Source organism: Kitasatospora atroaurantiaca, assembly GCF_007828955.1.
GTDB lineage: Bacteria > Actinomycetota > Actinomycetes > Streptomycetales > Streptomycetaceae > Kitasatospora > Kitasatospora atroaurantiaca.
The window spans coordinates 1,178,515-1,197,475 of record NZ_VIVR01000001.1 but is presented as its reverse complement, the minus strand read 5'-3'; the positions used below and the strand labels follow the sequence as shown (position 1 = coordinate 1,197,475).

Below are 18,961 nucleotides of genomic sequence, written 5' to 3'. Positions count from 1 at the left end.
CTTGCCACGGGGCGTCAGTCGTTCGTCAGGATCGGCAGCTCGGCGCCGTCCCGGAGGTACAGCGGAATGCGGTCCAGCGGAGCGTCGGCCGTCACGGTCCGCCCGCCCGGGTGGATCTCGCCCGTCCAGGCGTCGTGCCAGTCGGCGCCGGCGGGCAGGTACACCTCGCGCTCGCGCGCGCCGGCCTCGGTGACCGGCGCGACCAGCAGGTCGGGCCCGAGCAGGAACTGGTCCCCGACCTCCCAACTCGCCCGGTCGGACGGGAACTCCAGGAACAGCGGGCGCATCGGCGGCACCCCGGTCGCGGCGGTGTGCCGCATCTGCGCCAGCAGGTACGGGCGCAGCCGCTCGCGCAGGTGCAGGTAGGAGCTGAGGATGCCGTACGCCTGCTCCCCGTACGACCAGACCTCGTTGGGCCCGCCGGTCATCTCGGGGCCGAGCTTCATCCACGGCTCCCGGTAGCCGTGCAGGCGGAACAACGGGCAGAACGTGCCGTACTGGAACCAGCGCACCATGACCTCGCGGTACGCCGGGTCGTCCGGGTCACCGCCGTGGAAGCCGCCGATGTCGGTGGTCCACCACGGGATGCCGGAGAGCATCACGTTGAGCCCGGCCTTGATCTGGTCGCGCAGGGTGGCGAAGTCGGTGCCGATGTCGCCGGACCACAGCGCTGCTCCGTAGCGCTGCGCACCGGCCCAGGAGGAGCGGTTGAGCGTGACCACCTCGGTCTCGCCGGCCGCGTGCATGCCCTCGTAGAAGGTGCGGGCGTTCTCGCGCGGGTAGAGGTTGGCCACCTCCAGGCCCGGGCCCGCGTGGTAGCGGAGGTTGGCCTGGTGGCCGGGGTTGATCTCGGGCTCGCAGGCGTCCAGCCACCAGAGCTTGATGCCGTGGGCGAGGTAGTTCCGTCTGACCTTCTCCCAGACGAACTCCCGGCCCTCCGGGTGGGTCGCGTCGTAGAAGGCGACCTGGACGGTGGACGCCACCCCCTTGTCCGGCCACTCGGCGTGCGCCATCGGACCGTACTCGGTGCCGATCAGCAGGCCCCGGCGCTCCAGCTCGGCGTGGTTCTCGCTGAGCGGGCTGACGGATGGCCAGACCGAGACCATCAGCTTGACGTCCATCTCCTCCAACTCCCGCACCATGGCGTCCGGATCGGGCCACTCGGCCGGGTCGAGCTTCCAGTCGCCCAGGTGGGTCCAGTGGAAGAAGTCGTTGACGATGACGGAGAGGGGAAGCCCGCGCCGCCGGTACTCCCGGGCCACCGCGAGGAGTTCGTCCTGGGTCCGGTAGCGCAGCTTGCACTGCCAGAACCCGGCGGCCCAGCCGGGGAGTTCGGGGGAGTGGCCGGTGGCGTCGGCGTACCGGGCGAGCGAATCGGCGGGCATACCCGCGGTGATCCAGTAGTCGAACTGCCGGGCGCTGTCGGCGACCCAGCGAGTTCCGTTGACGGCGAGCTCGACCCGGCCGACGGCCGGGTTGTTCCAGAGCAGCAGGTAGCCCCGGTCGGAGAGCAGGACGGGGATGCTGACCTGGGCGTTGCGCTGCACCAGGTCGACGGTCGCGCCCTTCTGGTCCAGCAGGCCGTGGCGGTGCTGGCCGAGGCCGTAGAGCTTCTCGCCCTCGTACGCGGCGAAGCGCTGCTCCAGGCGGTGGTAGCCGTTGCCGGTGGGGCTGTAGAGCCGGGCGCCGGGCCACCAGAAGTGGGCGGGCTGCTCGGAGAGCAACTCGCTGCCGTCGGCGGTCCGCAGGAAGCGTACGACGCCCCGGTCCGTCACCTCGGCGGTGATGGCGCCGTTGACGATCCGGCCGACGGCGCCCTCGATCTTGAGAACGGCCTCGGCCTGCGGAGCCTCCGGGAGCAGGGCACCGGGCAGGTCCGGCTGGATCCTGCCGCCCCGGACGGCGCGCACCCGGACCGCGTCCGGGCCCCAGGGCTCCAGACGCAGGGTCTCCAGATGGCCGTGCCACTCCAGCGCGCCGGCGGCCTCGCGCAGCACTCCGGGTGCCTCGGGCTTCTCCGGCGGGGGGACGGGCAGGGGGTGCTTCACGGGGGCTCCTGGGTGCGCGCGGGCAGGGCGGGGCGCGCCGTCGGCCGGGCGGGGCGGGACGGCGGGCGGGATCGGTGGGTACGGGCGCGGGGTGCGCCCGTGGGCCGGGGGTGGTGATCGGCGATGCGCGCGAGGGGCCCGTGGGAACTGATGGTGCGTCAGGAGATCTGCGGGGCGGGCCCGCTGCTCTCCCGGACGGTGAGGGTGGGGCCGAGCAGGGTGAGGCCCGAGGTCTGCTGTCCGGCGGCCTGGGCCATCACCAGCTCGACCGCCCGGCGGCCCATCTCCTGGGCGGGGATGGAGACCGAGGTGAGCTGCGGGGCTGAGTGGAGGGCGACGTCGTCCGGGCAGATCGCGACCACCGAGACGTCCTCGGGGACGGCCCGGCCCGACTGCCGGAGCTGGCTGAGCAGATGGGGCAGTGCGGTCTCGTTCTGGACCACGAAGCCGGTGGTGTGCGGGCGCTCCTCGAGGATGCGGGAGAGCGTGCCGCTCGCCGCCTCGTGGCCGTTGCCGCAGGGGCGGTGCAGGTAGCTCAGGCCACGCGCGGAGGCCTGCTGCCGGAAGCCCGCGAGCGTGCGCTCGGCGAACCCGGTATGCCGCCGGTAGACCGACTCCGCCGCGCCGATCAGTGCCACCTCGCGGTGGCCGAGATCGGCCAGGTGGTCGGCGGCCAGCCGGCCCGTCGCCTCGAAGTCCAGGTCGACGCAGGTCAGCCCGGTGGGGTCGGCCGGCAGCCCGATCAGGGCGGCCGCCGCGCCGGTCTGCCGCAGCAGCGGGATCCGCTCGTCCTCCAGCTCGACGTCCATCAGGATCATCGCGTCGGCGAGCCCGCTGCCCGCGATCCGCTTGACGGCGGACGGGCCCTCCTCGCTGGTGAGCAGGAGGACGTCGTGCGCGTACCGGCGGGCGGTGGTCGTGATGGCGATGGCGATCTCCATCATCACCGGCACGAACATGTCGGTGCGCAGCGGGATCATCAGCGCGATCACGTTCGACCGGTTGCTCGCCAGCGCCCGGGCCCCCGCGTGCGGGTGGTAGCCGAGTTCGGCGATGCTGCGCTCGACCCGCAGCCGGGTGTCCTGGGAGATGGACCGCTTGCCGCTGATGACGTACGAGACCGTACTCGGGGACACCCCGGCGTGCCGGGCGACCTGGGCGAGCGTGACCATGTGGTGCTCCATCTCGCGACGCTGCCGGGCGCCGGGTGGTGAAGCGCTTCGACAATGTCCTGTGTGCGGCTCGATGCTGTCCTGCCCGGAGAGCTTAGAGAGGCACTTGGACTGTGTCCAGACCCGCTGTCGAAGCGCTTCACCAATCCGATCTCAGGCCTGGCCGGTCTCGAAGCGGCTGATCTTCCCGCCGTCCGTCACGGTGAACCGCCATGCCGTGCGCATCTCGCCCCAGGTCTCGTTGCGGTAGTTGGCGACCAGGGCGAGGCCGCCGTCCGACTCGGACCGCACCTCGATGTGGCCGTGGGAGGAGAAGATCTCCTTGTCGATCCACTCCTGGACGTCGCGGTCCGACCCGTCGTCGGACATCGTCGCGTCCGGGGTGAGCAGGCCCAGGAAGGCCTCGCGGTCGCCGGCGTTGATCGCGGCGACGAGGGCGCGGACGGCGGGGTTCGAGAGTTTCGCCGTGGCGATGGTCATCTGCTGTCTCCTTACGGATGATGGGGCGACAGCACCGTCGCACAGGGTGAGTGCCCGCGCACTCCGCGCTGCTCCGACCGGAGGTGCGGCTTCGGCCTTCCCCGATCTGTCACCGTACGTGTGCTTGGATCCCGATATGGCGGAATCCCGACCGGAAGGGAGCCCTGGGATGGGGCCGGCCGAACTGCTCGTCCTGACGTTCCCGCAGGAGACCATCACCGCGCCGGCCGCGGCGGCGCTGGTCAAGCTGCGCACCGCCGGGGACATCCGGGTGATCGACTCACTGGTCGTCACCCGCCATGCCGACGGCGAGGCCACCTACGGTGAGCTCGCGGACTTCGAGCACCTGAAGGGCGTCGTCGCGGGCGGCAGGCACGAGCTGCCACTGATCGGCCCCGAGGACGCGCAGGAGGCGGCCGAGCTGCTGGAGCCCGGCACGGTGGCGCTGCTGGTGCTGATCGAGCACGTGTGGGCCCAGGAGGCGGCCGAGGCTCTGCGGGCGGTCGGTGGGCGGATCGCCTCGGGCGTCCGGATCCCGCCGGAGAACATCGAAGAGGCCGTACGCGTCGCCCGGGCGCGCGTCGCGGCCGGAGAGTGAGGACTCATGTTCCGACCCATGCGCCCGATCCGGCCGGTCCGCGCCGTCCGCCCGCCGGGGGCGCCGCTGGTGCGCGGCCTGGTGGTCGGCGGAGCCGCGTACGCCGCCGGGCACAGCGCCGCCCGGCCCGACCTCGGGGCCCGCTCCGACCTCGCGGCCCGCTCCGATCTCGCGGCCCGGCTGACCGAGCTGGGGCAGCTGGTCCAGCAGGGACTGCTCACCCCGGAGGAGTTCGCCGTGGCGAAGGCGCAGCTCCTCACGGGGTGAGCGCGTACCGGCTAACGCCCCAGGGCCTGGGCCTCCGCATCCGTCAGCAGCCGTGAGCGGGTCAGGAAGCGCAGGCCCGTCGGGCTCTCCAGGGAGAAGCCGCTGCCCCGGCCGGGCACCACGTCGATGGTGAGGTGGGTGTGCGACCAGTACGCGTACTGGTCGCGCGCCATCCAGACCGGGACGGGCTCCAGCCCGTCCACCAGCAGCTCGCCGAGCAGGTGGTCGGCGGCCGAGGTGAGGAACTCCCCGGCCGGGTAGCACATCGGCGCGGAGCCGTCGCAGCAGCCGCCGGACTGATGGAACATCAGCGGCCCGTGCTCACCGCTCAGCCGCCGCAGCAGCTCGGCCGCCTCCGGCGTCACGGCCACCTGGGAGGGACGCATCCTAGAAGAACCCCAGCGCCTGCGGCGAGTAGCTGACCAGCAGGTTCTTGGTCTGCTGGTAGTGCTCGAGCATCATCTTGTGGTTCTCCCGGCCGATCCCGGAGTTCTTGTAACCGCCGAACGCGGCGTGGGCGGGGTAGGCGTGGTAGCAGTTGGTCCACACCCGCCCGGCCTGGATGGCCCGGCCCGCGCGGTAGGCCACGCTGCCGTCCCGGCTCCAGACGCCCGCACCCAGCCCGTACAGGGTGTCGTTGGCGATCCCGATGCCGTCCTCGAAGTCCTCGAAGCGGGTCACCGCGACCACCGGGCCGAAGATCTCCTCCTGGAAGATCCGCATGCTGTTGTCGCCCTCGAAGACCGTCGGCGCCACGTAGTAGCCGCCCGACAGCGCCCCGCCGAGGTCCACCCGCTCACCGCCCGCCAGCACCTTGGCGCCCTCGGCCTGGCCGATGTCGATGTACGAGAGGATCTTCTCCAGCTGGTCGTTGCTCGCCTGGGCACCGACCATGGTGTCGGTGTCCAGCGGGTTGCCCTGGCGCATCGCCCGGACCCGCTCCAGGCCGTCCCCCAGGAAGCGGTCGTAGACCGAGGACTGGATCAGCGCCCGGCTCGGACAGGTGCACACCTCGCCCTGGTTGAGGGCGAACATCGCAAAGCCCTCCAACGCCTTGTCGTAGAAGGCGTCCTGCTGCGCGGCGACGTCGGCGAAGAACAGGTTCGGGCTCTTGCCGCCGAGCTCCAGGCTGACCGGGATCAGGTTCCCGCTCGCGTACTGCATGATCAGCCGGCCGGTGGTGGTCTCGCCGGTGAAGGCGATCTTGCGGATCCGGGGGCTGGCGGCGAGCGGCTTGCCGGCCTCCACCCCGAAGCCGTTCACCACGTTCACCACACCCGGTGGCAGCAGGTCGGCGACCAGCTCCATCAGCAGCAGGATCGAGGCGGGAGTCTGCTCGGCCGGCTTGAGCACCACCGCGTTGCCGGCCGCCAGCGCCGGGGCCAGCTTCCAGATGGCCATCAGCAGCGGGAAGTTCCACGGGATGATCTGCCCGACGACGCCCAGCGGCTCGTGGAAGTGGTAGGCGACGGTGTCCTCGTCGATCTGCGAGAGCCCGCCCTCCTGGGCCCGCAGTGCCCCGGCGAAGTAGCGCAGGTGGTCGATCGCCAGAGGCAGGTCGGCGGCCAGCGTCTCGCGCACCGGCTTGCCGTTCTCCCAGCTCTCGGCGACCGCCAGCTCCTCCAGGTGCTCGGCCATCCGGTCGGCGATCCGCAGCAGGACCTGGGCCCGCTCGGCCGGCGAGGTCCGGCCCCAGGCGGGGGCGGCGGCGTGTGCGGCGTCGAGGGCCGCCTCGATGTCCTCGGCGGTGCCGCGCGCGACCTCGCAGAAGACCTGGCCGGTCACCGGGGTGGGATTCTCGAAGTACTGCCCGCGCACCGGGGGCGTCCACTCACCCCCGATCCAGTGCTCGTACCGGGCACGGTAGTTGACGACACTGCCGGGCTGACCCGGGGGCTGGTAGACCGTCATGGCGTGGGTGTCTCCCTGCTGCGAAGGGCGCCGCCCCGGCCCGCCCGGGGAGACGCGAGGGGCCTCGTCGGAGGCCCGGCGGAAGGATCTGACACGTGCTCAGCGCGGGGGAGTCCGTCCCCCGCGCTGCACAGTAGCCGCGTGCTGCCCGGCCCGCCATGGTGCGTGGTGGACCGCCGGTCGAGGCTCAGCCCAGCTCGTACCGGCCCGTCCGCGCCTCCCACCGCAGATAGCCGGCCAGCCAGTTCGCCAGCCCGTCGGCGTACCGCCGGGCGGCCGCCCGTTCGGACTGGTCCAAGGCCAACCAACGGTAGGCATCGGGGAGTTCGGATCTCAGTTCGGTGAAGCGGTCGATCATCAGCTGCGCCTCCGCGAGCACCACCGAGCCAGCTTCCTCCGCCGGGCAGCCGCGCTCCTGCTGGACGATCATCACCAGGTTGCAGACGTCGCCGCGCGGCGCCTCCATCGGGAACGAGCGGACGTCGTTGCTCAGCGAGGGGATGTCGGCGGCGAGCTGGCGAAGCTGTCGGAGCAGCGGGTGGTGGAAGACCGTCTGGGGCACCTCGAACCGGCCGAGGCGTTCGATCATGTCGAAGATGGTCTCCATCGCCGCCGTTCCCCGACGGAGCATCAGATATGCCTCCCGATCGGGAATTTGGCCAGAAATTCGTCCTGCGGCCTCGGAGGGGTGGCACGCGAAGTACCATTCCCAGTTGTACGCGGCGCGGGCCCGCCAGCGGGGTGGCATGCCCTTGATGCTTCGTCGCCACAGGTCCGCGAAGGCGCGCTCGACCGCCGAGGTGCCGGCCGGGCGGGCGCCGTGCACGATTGCGGTGAGCCGGTCGCAGATCCGGGCGACCTGGTCGGGCCGGCGGCCGAGGGGGCCGTCGAACTGGTCGTCGAAGAGGAAGTAGAAGCCCATGAGGTCGGTGGCCAGGCCGAGATCCTCGGCCGAGCATTCGGGGTAGCTCACCGCGGCGAGTTCGGCGACGTCCCAGTGGGCATAGGTGAACTCGTTGGTACCGGTGGCCAGTTCGCGGTGGCGGCGGAGCCACTCCTGGTGGTGGGCGGCGGCCTGGGCGTGATGGGGGCTGCGACGGTGGGGGAACGAAAGCTCAAGTGAGGTGTCGTCGGACATCGGACTCCCGGCGCTGCTGAAGGTTCGGTGCTGTGCCTGGTGTTTCCCTGCGTTCTGTACGTGGCAATGATCAACTGGGCCCACGCGGGCGAAGAGTATCTGATCGGATCATCAGACGTTAGAGGTATCAGGGCATTTGCCCGTGGCACCCGGCTCGAACCCTACAAGTGTCTCCGGCCTGCGCGAATGCCTCCCATGGGGGCGCGCACGGCGCTAGTCTCGGCTTGAGGACGACGGATCGGCGAGGCGGAGGCGCGGCAGTGGCCGAACAGCAGAGCGAGCTGAAGGGTGAGGGCGAGCACGGGCAGGGCGCCGGAGAGCCTCGGACGGCCCTGCACGAGCGCGACTCGGAGCTCCGCTCGGCCGAGCAGGCACTCACCAAGCTGTGCCGGGAGTTCGAGGCGGGCGGCACCGAGATCGGCGAGCTGCTGGTGTTCTCGGCCCCCGGCGGCTTCGGCAAGACCTCCGTACTGGACGAGGTCCGACGGCTGGCCAAACTCCAGAAGTCCTGCACCGTCCTCTCCGGCCGTGGTGGCGAGCGCCAGATCAAGGAACCGTTCCACGTCCTACGGCAGTTGCTCCTCCCGGTGCTCGGCGGCCTGACCGAGGCCGAGCGCGGCGAGGTGTTCGGCGGCTGGTACGGCATCGTCGGCCCGGCCGTCGGGCTGGTGCCGCCCTCCGGCGAGGTGGAGCGGCTCGACCCGCAGGGCGTCCGCGACGGACTCGACTACGTCCTCACCCAACTCGCCCCACGGCGGGCGCCGTTGGTGATGGTGGTCGACGACCTGCACTGGGCCGACCTCGAATCGCTCACCTGGCTCGCCTCGTTCGCCGTCCGGGCCCGGCATCTCCCGGTCCTGCTGGTCTTCGCCCACCGGGACGAGTTCACCGACGAGGCCCGGGTCTACCAGCAGCAGATCGAGGCCCGGGCCGAGCGGCACCACCAGCTCCGTCCGCTCAACCCCGCCTCGGTCGCCGAGCTGGTCTACGACGTCCTCGGCCCGGAGGCCGACGACGCCTTCTGCCGTCAGGTCTGGGCCGTCACCGGCGGCAACCCGCACGACACCGAGCGGCTGCTGCGCGAGGTCCGTGAGCAGTGCCTCGACCCGATTGAGGAGAACGCCCCGCGGCTGCACGATCTCGCCGCCGCCGCCAAGGGCATGACGCTCCAGTACTGGCTGGAGAAGCTCGGTCCGACCACCCTGCGGTTCGCCTGGGCCGCCGCGCTGCTCGGCACCGACATCAAGCAGAGCCTGGTGTCCAGCATCTCCGCCCAGGGCCCCGCGGAGACCGAGGAGTCCATCCGCAGGCTGCGCAAGCACCGGGTGCTCTTCACCAACCCCAGCGGCCGGCTGGACTTCGTCCACCCGCTGATCGGCACCTCGATCTACCAGTCGATGCCGTCCGGCACCCGCACCGGTATGCACGGCATCGCCGCCACGGCGATCGAGAACGCCGGCGGCACCCTGCTGGAAGCCTCGAGGCACCTGCTGGAGACCCACCCGGAGGGCGACGACCTGATCGTCCGGAAGCTGCGCAAGGCTGCCGCCGAGCACCTGGCGATGGGTGCGCCGGAGGCCGCGCAGCGCTGTCTGCGCCGTGCGCTCGACGAGCCGCCGGAGGACGACGTCCGCGCCGAGGTGCTGTACGAGGCCGGCTGCGCGGCCCTGCTCACCGACCCGCCCGCGACCGTCAACCAGCTCAGGCTGGCCCTGGACCTGGAGGACGGGCTCAGCCCCGAGCTGCGGGTCGACGCGACGTTCCGGCTCTCCGAGGTGCTCGCCCACGCGGGCGAGCTGATCGCGGCGGCCGACGTCTGCCAGGCGGAGGCCGACCGCACCCCGCCCGGCCCCGGCAAACTGCGCCTGCAGGCCGCCCACTTCATGTGGGCCGCGTTCCAGCGCGACGAGGAGGACGGCCCCGACCGCTCGCGCCGGCTCAAGGACCTCTCCCTGACCCTGACGGGCCGTGACACGCCGGAGCGAGCGGTGCTGGCGATGCGCGCCTGGGACCTCACCCTGCGCGGGAAGTCGGCCGTCCAGGCACTGGAGCTGGCCGAGCAGGCGCTGGACGACGGCAAGTTGCCGGAGGGCCTCGGCTGGACCGGCACCACCTGGGGCTTCGAACTGCCCGCGCTGATCGGCCTGACGTACACCTACACCGACCAGCTGGCCCGCGCCGAGAAGCTCTTCTCGGAGGCCATCCTGGAGTTCGAGGTGGCCGGCTGGTCCGGTGCGCACCGCGGTTTCGCGTACTTCCTGATGGGCCTGGTCCGCTTCCGGCGCGGATTCCTGGCCGAGGCCGAGGACTTCCTGCGCCGGGGTCTGCGGCTCTCCGAGCGGATCGCCCCGGACATCCCGCTGCAGTGGGACATCGTCGGCGTGCTCGCCGACACCCTGCTCGCCCGCGGCCGGACGCAGGAGGCCTGGGACCTCGCGCAGAAGTACCGCTTCGCGCCGCCCTACCACCCGACGGCGATGGTCCTGCCGGACGCGCCGACGCTCTACGGCAAGCTGCTGCTGGCCAAGGGGGACACGGCGGGTGCGATCGCCGCGTTCACCGAGGTCGGTGCGCAGCTGGATGCCCGGGGCTGGCACAACACCGTCTGGGCGCCCTGGCGCGGGCACCTCGCGCTGGCTCTCGCGGCCGAGCGGCCTGACGAGGCGCGCAAGGAGGCCGAGTGCGCCGTCGAGGAAGCCCGGGAGTTCGGCTCCGCCTCGGCGATCGGCGCGGCCCTGCGCCTGCAGGCGGCCGTGTGAGACGGCACCCGTGCGGTCGAGCTGCTGCAGGAGTCCGTCCGCTGGCTCACCCAGTCCCCGGCCGGCTATGAACTCGCGTTCGCGCTGGTCGACCTGGGCGCGGCGCTGCGGCGGACGGGCCGGCTCGCGGACGCCGCCGAGTACCTCTACCAGGGCATGGAGCTCGCCCAGAACTGCGGCGCCGACGGGCTGGTGGCCCGCGCCCGCAAGGAGCTGGCCACCTCGGGCCTGCGGCCCAACCGCCTGCGCACCCTCAGCAAGGACGCGCTCAGCCAGCCCGAGTGGGACGTCGCCGAGCTGGCCGTCCAGGGTGTCCCGCCGCAGCGGATCGCCGAGCGGCTGGGCGTCCAGCTGAGCCTGGTCCACCGCCGGCTGGCCGCCGTCCACCGCAAGGCCGGCACCGGCCCCGAGGGCCTGGCCTCGGCCCTCGGGTTGCCGGAGCCGGAGCCCGGGCAGTCCGACTGACCGGCCCGGGTGGCCGACCTGGGCACGCCGAAGGTCGTAACGGCCGTCGGCGGGCCCGGCCGGGCTAGGCTGCTCCCAGCACGACAAGATCGCTCAGATTCGAACATATCTCGAACCGGGGTGACCGTGCCGGAATGCGGCCACCAGTGAGGAGCGGGCCATGGCGGGGTCGGCAGAGTCCACCGAGGTGCGGCGGAAGCCGTTCGACACGAGCGGCGCGGGCGCGGCCATCGAACGCTGGACGCTCCGCAGCGGCCCGATCGAGGCCGTCGTCCTGACCCTCGGCGCGACGCTGCACGCCGTCACCGCCCCCGACCGCTCCGGCAGCCGGGCCCAGGTGCTGCTCAGCTCCGACGACCTGGGCGCCGTCCTGGGCCCGGCCCGGCACTACGGCACCACCGTCGGCCGCTACGCCAACCGGATCGCCGGCAGCCGTATCACCCTGGACGGCGAGGACCACAGGCTCGCCCCGACCGGCAACGGCGTCACCCTGCACGGCGGGCCGGACGGCTTCGCGAGCCGGATCTGGCAGGCCGAGGAGATCCCCGGCGGCGTCCGCCTCCAGCTGCACAGCCCGGACGGCGACCAGGGCTTCCCCGGTGCGCTGGACGTCTCGGTCTCCTACACGCTCGCGGCCGCCACCCTGTCGATCGACTACCGGGCCGTCACCACCCGCCCCACCGTGGTCAATCTGACCAACCACGCCTACTTCAACCTCGCGGGCGAGGGCAGCGGCGACGTCCTCGGGCACCTGCTCACCCTGGACGCCGACCGGTACACCCCCGCCGACGAGCGGCAGATCCCGCTGGGCCCGTACGAGCCGGTGGCCGGAACCCCCTTCGACTTCACCACCGCGCGCCCGGTCGGCAAGGGCATCAACGACGACCACCCGCAGCTGCGCGGCCCGGGCGGCTACGACCACAACTGGGTGCTCCGCGCCCGCCCCGCGGACGGCACCCCCGCTCGCGCCGCCTTCCTGGAGGACCCGGGCAGTGGGCGCACGCTGGAGGTCCTCACCACCGAACCGGGCGTGCAGGTCTACACGGCCAACAACTTCCAGGGCGCGGTGACGGGCGCCCGCGGTGTCCCGTACGGGCCGTACGCGGGGATCGCCCTGGAGACCCAGCACCACCCGGACTCGCCGCACCAGCCGTCCTACCCGAGCACGGTGCTGCGCCCGGGGGAGGAGTTCCGGTCCACCACCGTGCTCCGCTTCGGCGTGAGCTGACCGGCCGGTCCGAGGGGCCTTAGAGCCTCCGGCAATCGGGGGGCGGCGTCGCGGGCCGGTAGCTCTCGCCTGGACCGCGTTGTCGTCGGTCGCCGTAGCTCCGCTGCTATTCCGCCCCAGCCTTCGGCCGGGAGGTGCCCCCACCTCCGCCTTGCCGGACTCGGCTCTCGCCCCTCCCTCCTTGCCCGCCTTCGGCCAGGAGGGGCCCATCCTCACCCACCCCCCGATTGCGGGAGGCTCTTACACCGGCCCGGCCTGCTGTGGCTGCAAGGCTTCTTGCGGCCACTCTCGGTAGGGATGCCACCCTGCGGGCCCGGGCGAATCGGACAGAATGCGGCAATCCGATCGTCTGTCCACTACCATGCGGCAACGTGCAGGACACGCGCGCGTAACGATCGCAGGATCTTGCAGAAACTTGCTGCAAGACCTTTCCGCAGCGATTGCATCGCTGTTACGTTCCTCCCCAAGCCCGACGGCCGCAACGGCGCAGTCGGCACGGGACAGCCATTATGCGCCGTCCTCCACCATCTCGGGCACCCCCACCTTTCTAGGAGTTCTCATGCGGCGTGGCATCGCGGCCTCTGCCCTCGTTGCGGCCCTCGCGGTCTCGATGGCAGCCTGTGGCAGCAGCGGCTCCGGTTCTGACAGCAAGGCCGACAGCGGCCCGGTCACCATCACCTACTGGGACACCTCCAACGCCACCAACGAGGCGCCGAACTACCAGGAGCTGGTCAAGAAGTTCGAGGCCGCCAACCCGAACATCAAGGTCAACTTCGTCAACGTCCCGTTCGACCAGGCGCAGAACAAGCTGCAGACCGCCATGGGAGCCACGGGGGCCCCGGACGCCTTCCGCGCCGAGGTCGGCTGGACCTCCGCCTTCGCCAAGGGCGGCTACCTCGAGCCGCTCGACGGCACCCCGGCCGTCGCCGACGCCGCCGCCTTCCAGCCGAGCCTGATCCAGCAGGCCAAGTACGACGGCAAGATCTACGGTGCGCCGTTGGTCACCGACACCCTGGGCCTGCTCTACAACAAGGCGCTGTTCGCCAAGGCCGGCATCACCAAGGCCCCCGCCACCTGGGACGAGCTGAAGGCCGACGCCGCGCTCCTCAAGGACAAGGCGGGCGTGGACGGCTTCTTCATGCGGGCCGGCGACGGCTACTACGCGATGCCGTTCCTCTACGGCGAGGGCACCAACATGGTGGACGCCGCGGGCAAGAAGATCACCATCTCCTCGCCTGAGGCCGCCAAGGCCGTCGAGACCTACAAGACCATGTTCACCGCGCCCGGCACCGTCAAGGCCGACGTGACCACGGACTCGTACGCCCACATGATGGACGCCTTCAACAGCGGCAAGGTCGCGGCGATCATCCAGGGCCCGTGGGAGATCACCAACATCTACAAGGGCTCGGCCTTCGCCGACAAGGCCAACCTCGGCATCGCCGCCGTCCCGGCCGGTTCCACCGGCAAGGCGGGCGCCCCGACCGGCGGTCACAACGTCTCGGTCTACGCCGGCTCCGACGCCGCCCACAAGGCCGCGGCCGAGAAGCTCGCCGGGTTCCTGACCTCCGCCGAGAGCCAGACCTTCCTCGCGCTGAAGAACTCCACCCTGCCGACCCGCGCCGACGCGTACACCGCCGAGGTCAAGGCCAACCCGGGCATTGCCGGCTTCCAGGCGATCCTCTCGAGCGCCCAGCCGCGCCCGGAGCTGCCCGAGTACAGCTCGCTCTTCGGCTCGATCGGCACCAACCTCGGCAAGATCGTGCAGAACCAGTCGAGCACCCAGGCCGGCCTGGACGCCACCGCCGTCGACTACGCGAAGCTGCTCCCCGGCTTCGGCAAGTAAGCACCCCGAGCCGCTCGGCCCGCCCCTCACCGGGTGGGCCGGGCGGCCTCCGGCCGTCGGCCCGTCAGGCCACCCCCGTACGAAAAGCAGTCGCCGTAGCGAGGCGGCGGACCTCCCGAAAAGGTGTCAAGAATGGCAGTCGCCGTGCAGGGCGCTCCCAGCAAGGGCAGCCGTGACCGCGAACCGCGTCCCGGTCTCGTGCAGCGCGTCAAGCTCTCGTACAGCAAGTACTGGTACGCGTACGCGATGGTCGCGCCCGTCGTCATCGTGCTGGGCGTGCTGGTCGGCTACCCGCTGATCAACGGCATCTACCTGACGCTCACCGACGCCAACAGCCTCAACTCGGCGCGCACCATCGGCGTCAAGCACATCCCCGCCAGCTACCACTTCATCGGCCTGCACAACTACGCCGACGTGCTCTGGGGCCCCGGCTCGTACGACCGGTTCTGGTCGCACTTCGTCTGGACCATTGCGTGGACGGTCATCTGCGTCACCGTCACCTACGCCACCGGGCTGGGCCTCGCCCTGCTGATGAACCAGAAGCTGCGCGCCCGCGGCCTCTACCGGCTGCTGCTGATCCTGCCCTGGGCGGTGCCGACCTTCGTCACCATCTTCTCCTGGCGGCTGATGCTCGCCGACGGCGGCGTGGTCAACGCCGTCCTCGGCTCGGTCGGTCTGCCCGAGCCCTCCTGGCTCGCCGATCCGCTGGCCCAGAAGGCCGCCGCGATCATCGTCAACACCTGGGTCGGCGTGCCGTTCATGATGATCTCGCTGCTGGGCGGCCTGCAGTCCATCCCGGCCGAGCTCTACGAGGCTGCCGAGATGGACGGTGCCACGCCCTGGCAGCGGTTCCGCCACGTGACCCTGCCCGGTCTGCGCAGCGTCAGCAGCACGGTCGTGCTGCTCGGCGTGATCTGGACCTTCAACCAGTTCGCCGTCATCTTCCTGCTCTTCGGCGCCGGCGCCCCCGACGCGCAGATCCTGGTCACCTGGGCCTACCGCCTCGGCTTCGGCCAGCAGCCCCGGGACTATGCCCAGTCGGCCACCTACGGCGTGCTGCTGCTCTCGATCCTGATCGTCTTCACCAGCTTCTACCGCCGTTGGCTGGCCCGGAACGAGGAGGCGGCCGGATGACGACCGTCAGCCCCACGCAGCCCAGTGACCACGACGAGGCAGGCAAGCAGATGACCGCCACCACCGAACGACCCGCCACCACCCCCGCAGAGCCGGTACCGGCAGCCCGGCCGGCCAAGTTCCGCCGCCGCGGCGAGAGCAGCCCGCTGGTCTCCGCGCTCTCGCACGGCGCCCTGGTCGTGGCCAGCCTGATCGCGCTCTTCCCGGTCCTCTACATCGGGTTCATCTCGCTCGGCCCGGACAAGATGGACTACCTGCACCCCGGAGCCATCTTCGACAAGGCGACGCTGTCGAACTACTCCAAGGTGCTGTTCGACACCGACTTCTTCACCTGGTTCGGCAACTCGGTGATCGTGGCCGGCGGTACCACCGTGTTCGGTGTCCTGGTCGCGGCGACCACCGGCTACGCCGTTTCCCGGATGCGCTTCGCCGGGCACCGCCAGCTGATGTGGACCCTGCTGGTCACGCAGATGTTCCCGATCGCCGTGCTGATCGTGCCGATGTACACGATTCTCTCCGAGCTGCAGCTGCTGGACGGCTACCTCGGCCTGATCATGGTCTACTCGGCCACCACCGTCCCGTACTGCGCCTGGCTGCTCAAGGGCTACTTCGACACCATCCCGGTGGAGATCGACGAGGCCGGCCGGGTCGACGGGCTCAGCCCCTTCGGCACCTTCTGGCGGCTGATCATCCCGCTGGCCCGCCCGGGCCTGGCGGTGGCGGCCTTCTACTCCTTCCTCACCGCCTGGGCCGAGGTCGCCTACGCCTCGACCTTCATGCTCAGCTCCGGCAAGTACACGCTCGCCGTCGGCCTTCAGACCTTCATCAGCCAGTACGAGAGCCAGTGGAACCTGATGGCCGCCACCTCCGTACTGATCGCCATCCCGGCCGCCCTGGTGTTCTACCTGGTGCAGCGTCACCTGGTCGCCGGCCTCACCGCCGGTGCCGCGAAGTCCTGATCGTCAAGCAAGTCTGACGTACCGTCAGTCAAGCTTCTCCTTCTGCCTGTTGCCGCGAACCGGCCGCCCGACCGAGGGCGGCCGGGACGACACCTAGTCCCCAAGGGATGACTGTCCATGACCCAGAACCTGGCCGACACCTCCCGGCCCGCCGCCGTCGTCCCCGCTCCCGCCGCCGGCGCGGTCGCAGCGAACGCGGGCGAGTCCAGAGGCTGGTGGCGGGATGCGGTCATCTACCAGGTGTACCCGCGCAGCTTCGCCGACTCCAACGGCGACGGCATGGGAGACCTGCCCGGCATCCGCAGCCGCCTGCCCTACCTGCGGGACCTGGGCGTCGACGCGGTCTGGCTCTCGCCGTTCTACGCCTCCCCGCAGGCCGACGCCGGCTACGACGTCGCCGACTACCGTGCGGTGGACCCGATGTTCGGCAACCTGCTGGACGCCGACGCCCTGATCCGCGACGCCCACGAGCTGGGCCTGCGGATCATCGTGGACCTCGTCCCCAACCACTCCTCGGACCAGCACGAGTGGTTCCAGCGCGCCCTGCGCGAGGGCGAGGGCTCCGCGCTGCGCGAGCGGTACCACTTCCGCCCCGGCAAGGGCGAGAACGGTGAACTCCCGCCGAACGACTGGGAGTCCATTTTCGGCGGCCCCGCCTGGACGCGCTCGAAGAACCCCGACGGCACCCCCGGCGACTGGTACCTGCACCTGTTCGCCCCGGAGCAGCCCGACTTCAACTGGGAGAACCCGGCCGTCGCCGACGAGTTCCGCTCGATCCTGCGCTTCTGGCTGGACATGGGTGTGGACGGCTTCCGGATCGACGTCGCCCACGGCCTGGTCAAGGCCGAGGGCCTGCCCGACCTGGGCGCGCACGACCAGCTCAAGCTGCTCGGCAACGACGTGATGCCGTTCTTCGACCAGGACGGCGTGCACGAGATCTACCGCACCTGGCGCACCATCCTCGACGAGTACCCCGGCGACCGGATAGCCGTCGCCGAGGCCTGGACCCCGACCGTCCGGCGCACCGCCAACTACGTCCGGCCCGACGAGCTGCACCAGGCCTTCAACTTCCAGTACCTGGGCACCTACTGGGACGCCACGGAGCTGCGCGAGGTCATCGACGTCTCGCTGGACGCGATGCGCCCGGTCGACGCCCCCGCCACCTGGGTGCTCTCCAACCACGACGTCACCCGGCACGCCACCCGCTTCGCCAACCCGCCCGGCGGCACTCAGATCCGCACCGCCGGCGACCGCGAGCTCGGCCTGCGCCGCGCCCGCGCCGCCACCCTGCTGATGCTGGCGCTGCCCGGCTCGGCGTACGTCTACCAGGGCGAGGAGCTCGGCCTGCCGGACGTCACCGACCTGCCGGACGAGGTCCGCCAGGACCCGTCCTTCTTCCGCCAGGCCGGCCAGGACGGCTACCGCGACGGCTGCCGCGTCCCGATCCCGTGGTCCGGCACCGAGGCCCCGTACGGCTTCGGCCCGACCGTGGGCGGCCCGAGCTGGCTGCCGCAGCCCGCCGCGTGGGCCGGCCTGAGCGTCGAGGCCCAGACCGGCGACCCGACCTCCACCCTGGAGCTCTACCGCAGCGCGCTGGCCGTCCGCCGCGAGCACCCCGCGCTGGGCGCCGGCACCGAGGTCACCTGGCTGGACTCCCCGGAGGGCGTCCTGATCTTCGGACGTCAGGGCTCCTTCGTCTGCACCGTGAACACCACGGGTGAGCCTGTCCGGATAGCGGCACCCGGTCGTATCCTGCTGTCCTCCACCGAGGCTGTCGCGGTGGACGGGGAGACGGTCCTGCCGGCTGACAGCACCATTTGGTGGGCGGTCTGACATGGTTGCAATAGGCTCTGGGATCGTGACTACGGCGCGACTCTCGGACATCGCGGCGCAGGCGGGGGTCAGCGAAGCGACCGTCAGCCGCGTCCTCAACGGCAAGGCGGGCGTCTCCGCCACCACACGGCAGACCGTGCTGGCGGCGCTCGACGTCCTCGGCTACGAGCGGCCCACCCGGCTGCGCCAGCGCAGCGCGGGCCTGATCGGCCTGATCACCCCTGAGCTGAGCAACCCCATCTTCCCGGCGCTGGCCCAGGTCATCGAGCAGGTGCTCAGCCGGCACGGGTACACGCCGGTGCTCTGCACCCAGACGCCCGGCGGCTCCACCGAGGACGAACTGGTGGAGATGCTGGTCGAGCGGGGGGTCGCGGGCATCGTCTTCGTCTCCGGCCTGCATGCGGACTCCACGGCCGACCACGACCGGTACGCGAAGCTGACCGGCCGCCAGGTGCCGTTCGTGCTGATCAACGGCTACAGCGAGAAGATCGCCGCACCGTTCATCTCGCCGGACGACCGCGCCGCGATGTGGATGGCGGTGCAGCACCTGGTCGAGCTCGGCCACGAGAAGATCGGCCTGGCCGTCGGCCAGCGCCGGTACGTCCCGGTGCTGCGCAAGATCGAGGGCTTCACCGCGGCCGTCCAGGAGCTGCTGGGCCGCACGCCCGAGGAGGCCGAGGGGCTGGTCCACCACACGCTGTTCAGCGTGGAGGGCGGGCACGCGGCGGCCAACGCGCTGCTCGACAAGGGCTGCACGGCGATCGTCTGCGGCAGCGACATGATGGCGCTCGGCGCGATCCGCGCGGTGCGCCAGCGCGGCCTCTCGGTGCCGCAGGACGTCTCGGTGGTCGGCTTCGACGACTCGCCGCTGATAGCGTTCACCGAACCGCCGCTGACCACCATCCGCCAGCCGGTCGAGGCGATGGCCACCGCCGCGGTGGACGCCCTGCTCGAGGAGGTCGGCGGGAACCCGGCGCAGCGCGCCGAGTTCATGTTCCAGCCCGAACTGGTGATGCGCGGCTCCACCGGGGCCAACCCGAAGTAGACCGATCAGCTGAACGGCCCTGCGGAGCAGCTGCTCCGCAGGGCCGTCGTGCTGTGTCCGTGCCAGCCTTGGATCATGAGA

Annotated in this window: 16 protein-coding genes; 10 read left to right on the top strand and 6 right to left on the bottom strand. The window is 71.3% G+C overall.

Features of this window, described 5'->3' with window-relative positions; genetic code table 11:
- Nucleotides 1-14 precede the first annotated feature (14 nt).
- The 3 genes from FB465_RS05445 to FB465_RS05435 form a co-directional block, all read right to left on the bottom strand.
- A complete protein-coding gene (locus FB465_RS05445) occupies nucleotides 15-2,048 on the bottom strand; it encodes a glycoside hydrolase family 31 protein (RefSeq protein WP_246192519.1) in 2,034 nt (677 codons plus the stop codon).
- Between the two features lie 158 nt (nucleotides 2,049-2,206).
- Nucleotides 2,207-3,232 carry a LacI family DNA-binding transcriptional regulator gene (locus tag FB465_RS05440; RefSeq protein WP_145788087.1) on the bottom strand — a complete coding sequence of 342 codons (1,026 nt, stop codon included), beginning with the start codon at nucleotides 3,230-3,232 and terminating at the stop codon, nucleotides 2,207-2,209.
- Between the two features lie 141 nt (nucleotides 3,233-3,373).
- Entirely contained in the window at nucleotides 3,374-3,700 is a 327-nt protein-coding gene (locus tag FB465_RS05435; RefSeq protein WP_145788086.1) for a nuclear transport factor 2-like protein, read from the bottom strand.
- Nucleotides 3,701-3,869: 169 nt separating this feature from the next.
- On the opposite strand from FB465_RS05435, the gene FB465_RS05430 reads away from it, so the two are divergent.
- Entirely contained in the window at nucleotides 3,870-4,298 is a 429-nt protein-coding gene (locus FB465_RS05430; protein ID WP_145788084.1) for a DUF6325 family protein, read from the top strand.
- Between the two features lie 6 nt (nucleotides 4,299-4,304).
- Nucleotides 4,305-4,565, top strand: coding sequence for an SHOCT domain-containing protein (locus FB465_RS05425; RefSeq protein WP_145788082.1), 261 nt, complete (start codon nucleotides 4,305-4,307; stop codon nucleotides 4,563-4,565).
- Nucleotides 4,566-4,576: 11 nt separating this feature from the next.
- Here the strand turns inward: FB465_RS05425 and FB465_RS05420 are convergent, their stop codons facing one another.
- The 3 genes from FB465_RS05420 to FB465_RS05410 form a co-directional block, all read right to left on the bottom strand.
- A complete protein-coding gene (locus tag FB465_RS05420) occupies nucleotides 4,577-4,951 on the bottom strand; it encodes a DUF779 domain-containing protein (RefSeq protein WP_145788080.1) in 375 nt (124 codons plus the stop codon).
- Nucleotide 4,952: 1 nt separating this feature from the next.
- Complete coding sequence (gene exaC / locus FB465_RS05415; protein WP_145788077.1) at nucleotides 4,953-6,476, bottom strand: acetaldehyde dehydrogenase ExaC; 1,524 nt, start codon at nucleotides 6,474-6,476, stop codon at nucleotides 4,953-4,955.
- 187 nt (nucleotides 6,477-6,663) lie between these two features.
- Nucleotides 6,664-7,614 (bottom strand): terpene synthase family protein, encoded by a 951-nt coding sequence (locus FB465_RS05410; RefSeq protein WP_145788075.1) that lies wholly within the window; start codon nucleotides 7,612-7,614, stop codon nucleotides 6,664-6,666.
- Between the two features lie 260 nt (nucleotides 7,615-7,874).
- Here FB465_RS05410 and FB465_RS05405 point away from each other — a divergent pair, with 260 nt between their 5' ends.
- From FB465_RS05405 to FB465_RS05375, 8 genes are all read left to right on the top strand, one after another.
- Entirely contained in the window at nucleotides 7,875-10,373 is a 2,499-nt protein-coding gene (locus FB465_RS05405) for an ATP-binding protein (protein WP_342791780.1), read from the top strand.
- Between the two features lie 156 nt (nucleotides 10,374-10,529).
- The gene (locus tag FB465_RS37670) at nucleotides 10,530-10,838 is read left to right on the top strand and encodes a hypothetical protein (RefSeq protein ID WP_342791779.1); all 309 of its coding nucleotides are present in this window, start codon (nucleotides 10,530-10,532) and stop codon (nucleotides 10,836-10,838) included.
- 160 nt (nucleotides 10,839-10,998) lie between these two features.
- On the top strand, nucleotides 10,999-12,066 hold the full coding sequence (locus tag FB465_RS05400) for an aldose epimerase family protein (protein WP_145788074.1): 1,068 nt from the start codon (nucleotides 10,999-11,001) through the stop codon (nucleotides 12,064-12,066).
- A 559-nt stretch (nucleotides 12,067-12,625) separates the two neighbouring features.
- Nucleotides 12,626-13,909 (top strand): extracellular solute-binding protein, encoded by a 1,284-nt coding sequence (locus tag FB465_RS05395; RefSeq protein ID WP_145788072.1) that lies wholly within the window; start codon nucleotides 12,626-12,628, stop codon nucleotides 13,907-13,909.
- Nucleotides 13,910-14,041: 132 nt separating this feature from the next.
- Nucleotides 14,042-15,043, top strand: a complete 1,002-nt coding sequence (locus FB465_RS05390) for a carbohydrate ABC transporter permease (protein WP_145788070.1) — start codon at nucleotides 14,042-14,044, stop codon at nucleotides 15,041-15,043.
- A gap of 50 nt (nucleotides 15,044-15,093) precedes the next feature.
- The gene (locus FB465_RS05385) at nucleotides 15,094-16,002 is read left to right on the top strand and encodes a sugar ABC transporter permease (protein WP_145797146.1); all 909 of its coding nucleotides are present in this window, start codon (nucleotides 15,094-15,096) and stop codon (nucleotides 16,000-16,002) included.
- 117 nt (nucleotides 16,003-16,119) lie between these two features.
- Complete coding sequence (locus FB465_RS05380; protein ID WP_145788069.1) at nucleotides 16,120-17,835, top strand: glycoside hydrolase family 13 protein; 1,716 nt, start codon at nucleotides 16,120-16,122, stop codon at nucleotides 17,833-17,835.
- 1 nt (nucleotide 17,836) lies between these two features.
- On the top strand, nucleotides 17,837-18,880 hold the full coding sequence (locus FB465_RS05375) for a LacI family DNA-binding transcriptional regulator (RefSeq protein ID WP_145788067.1): 1,044 nt from the start codon (nucleotides 17,837-17,839) through the stop codon (nucleotides 18,878-18,880).
- Nucleotides 18,881-18,961: the final 81 nt, after the last annotated feature.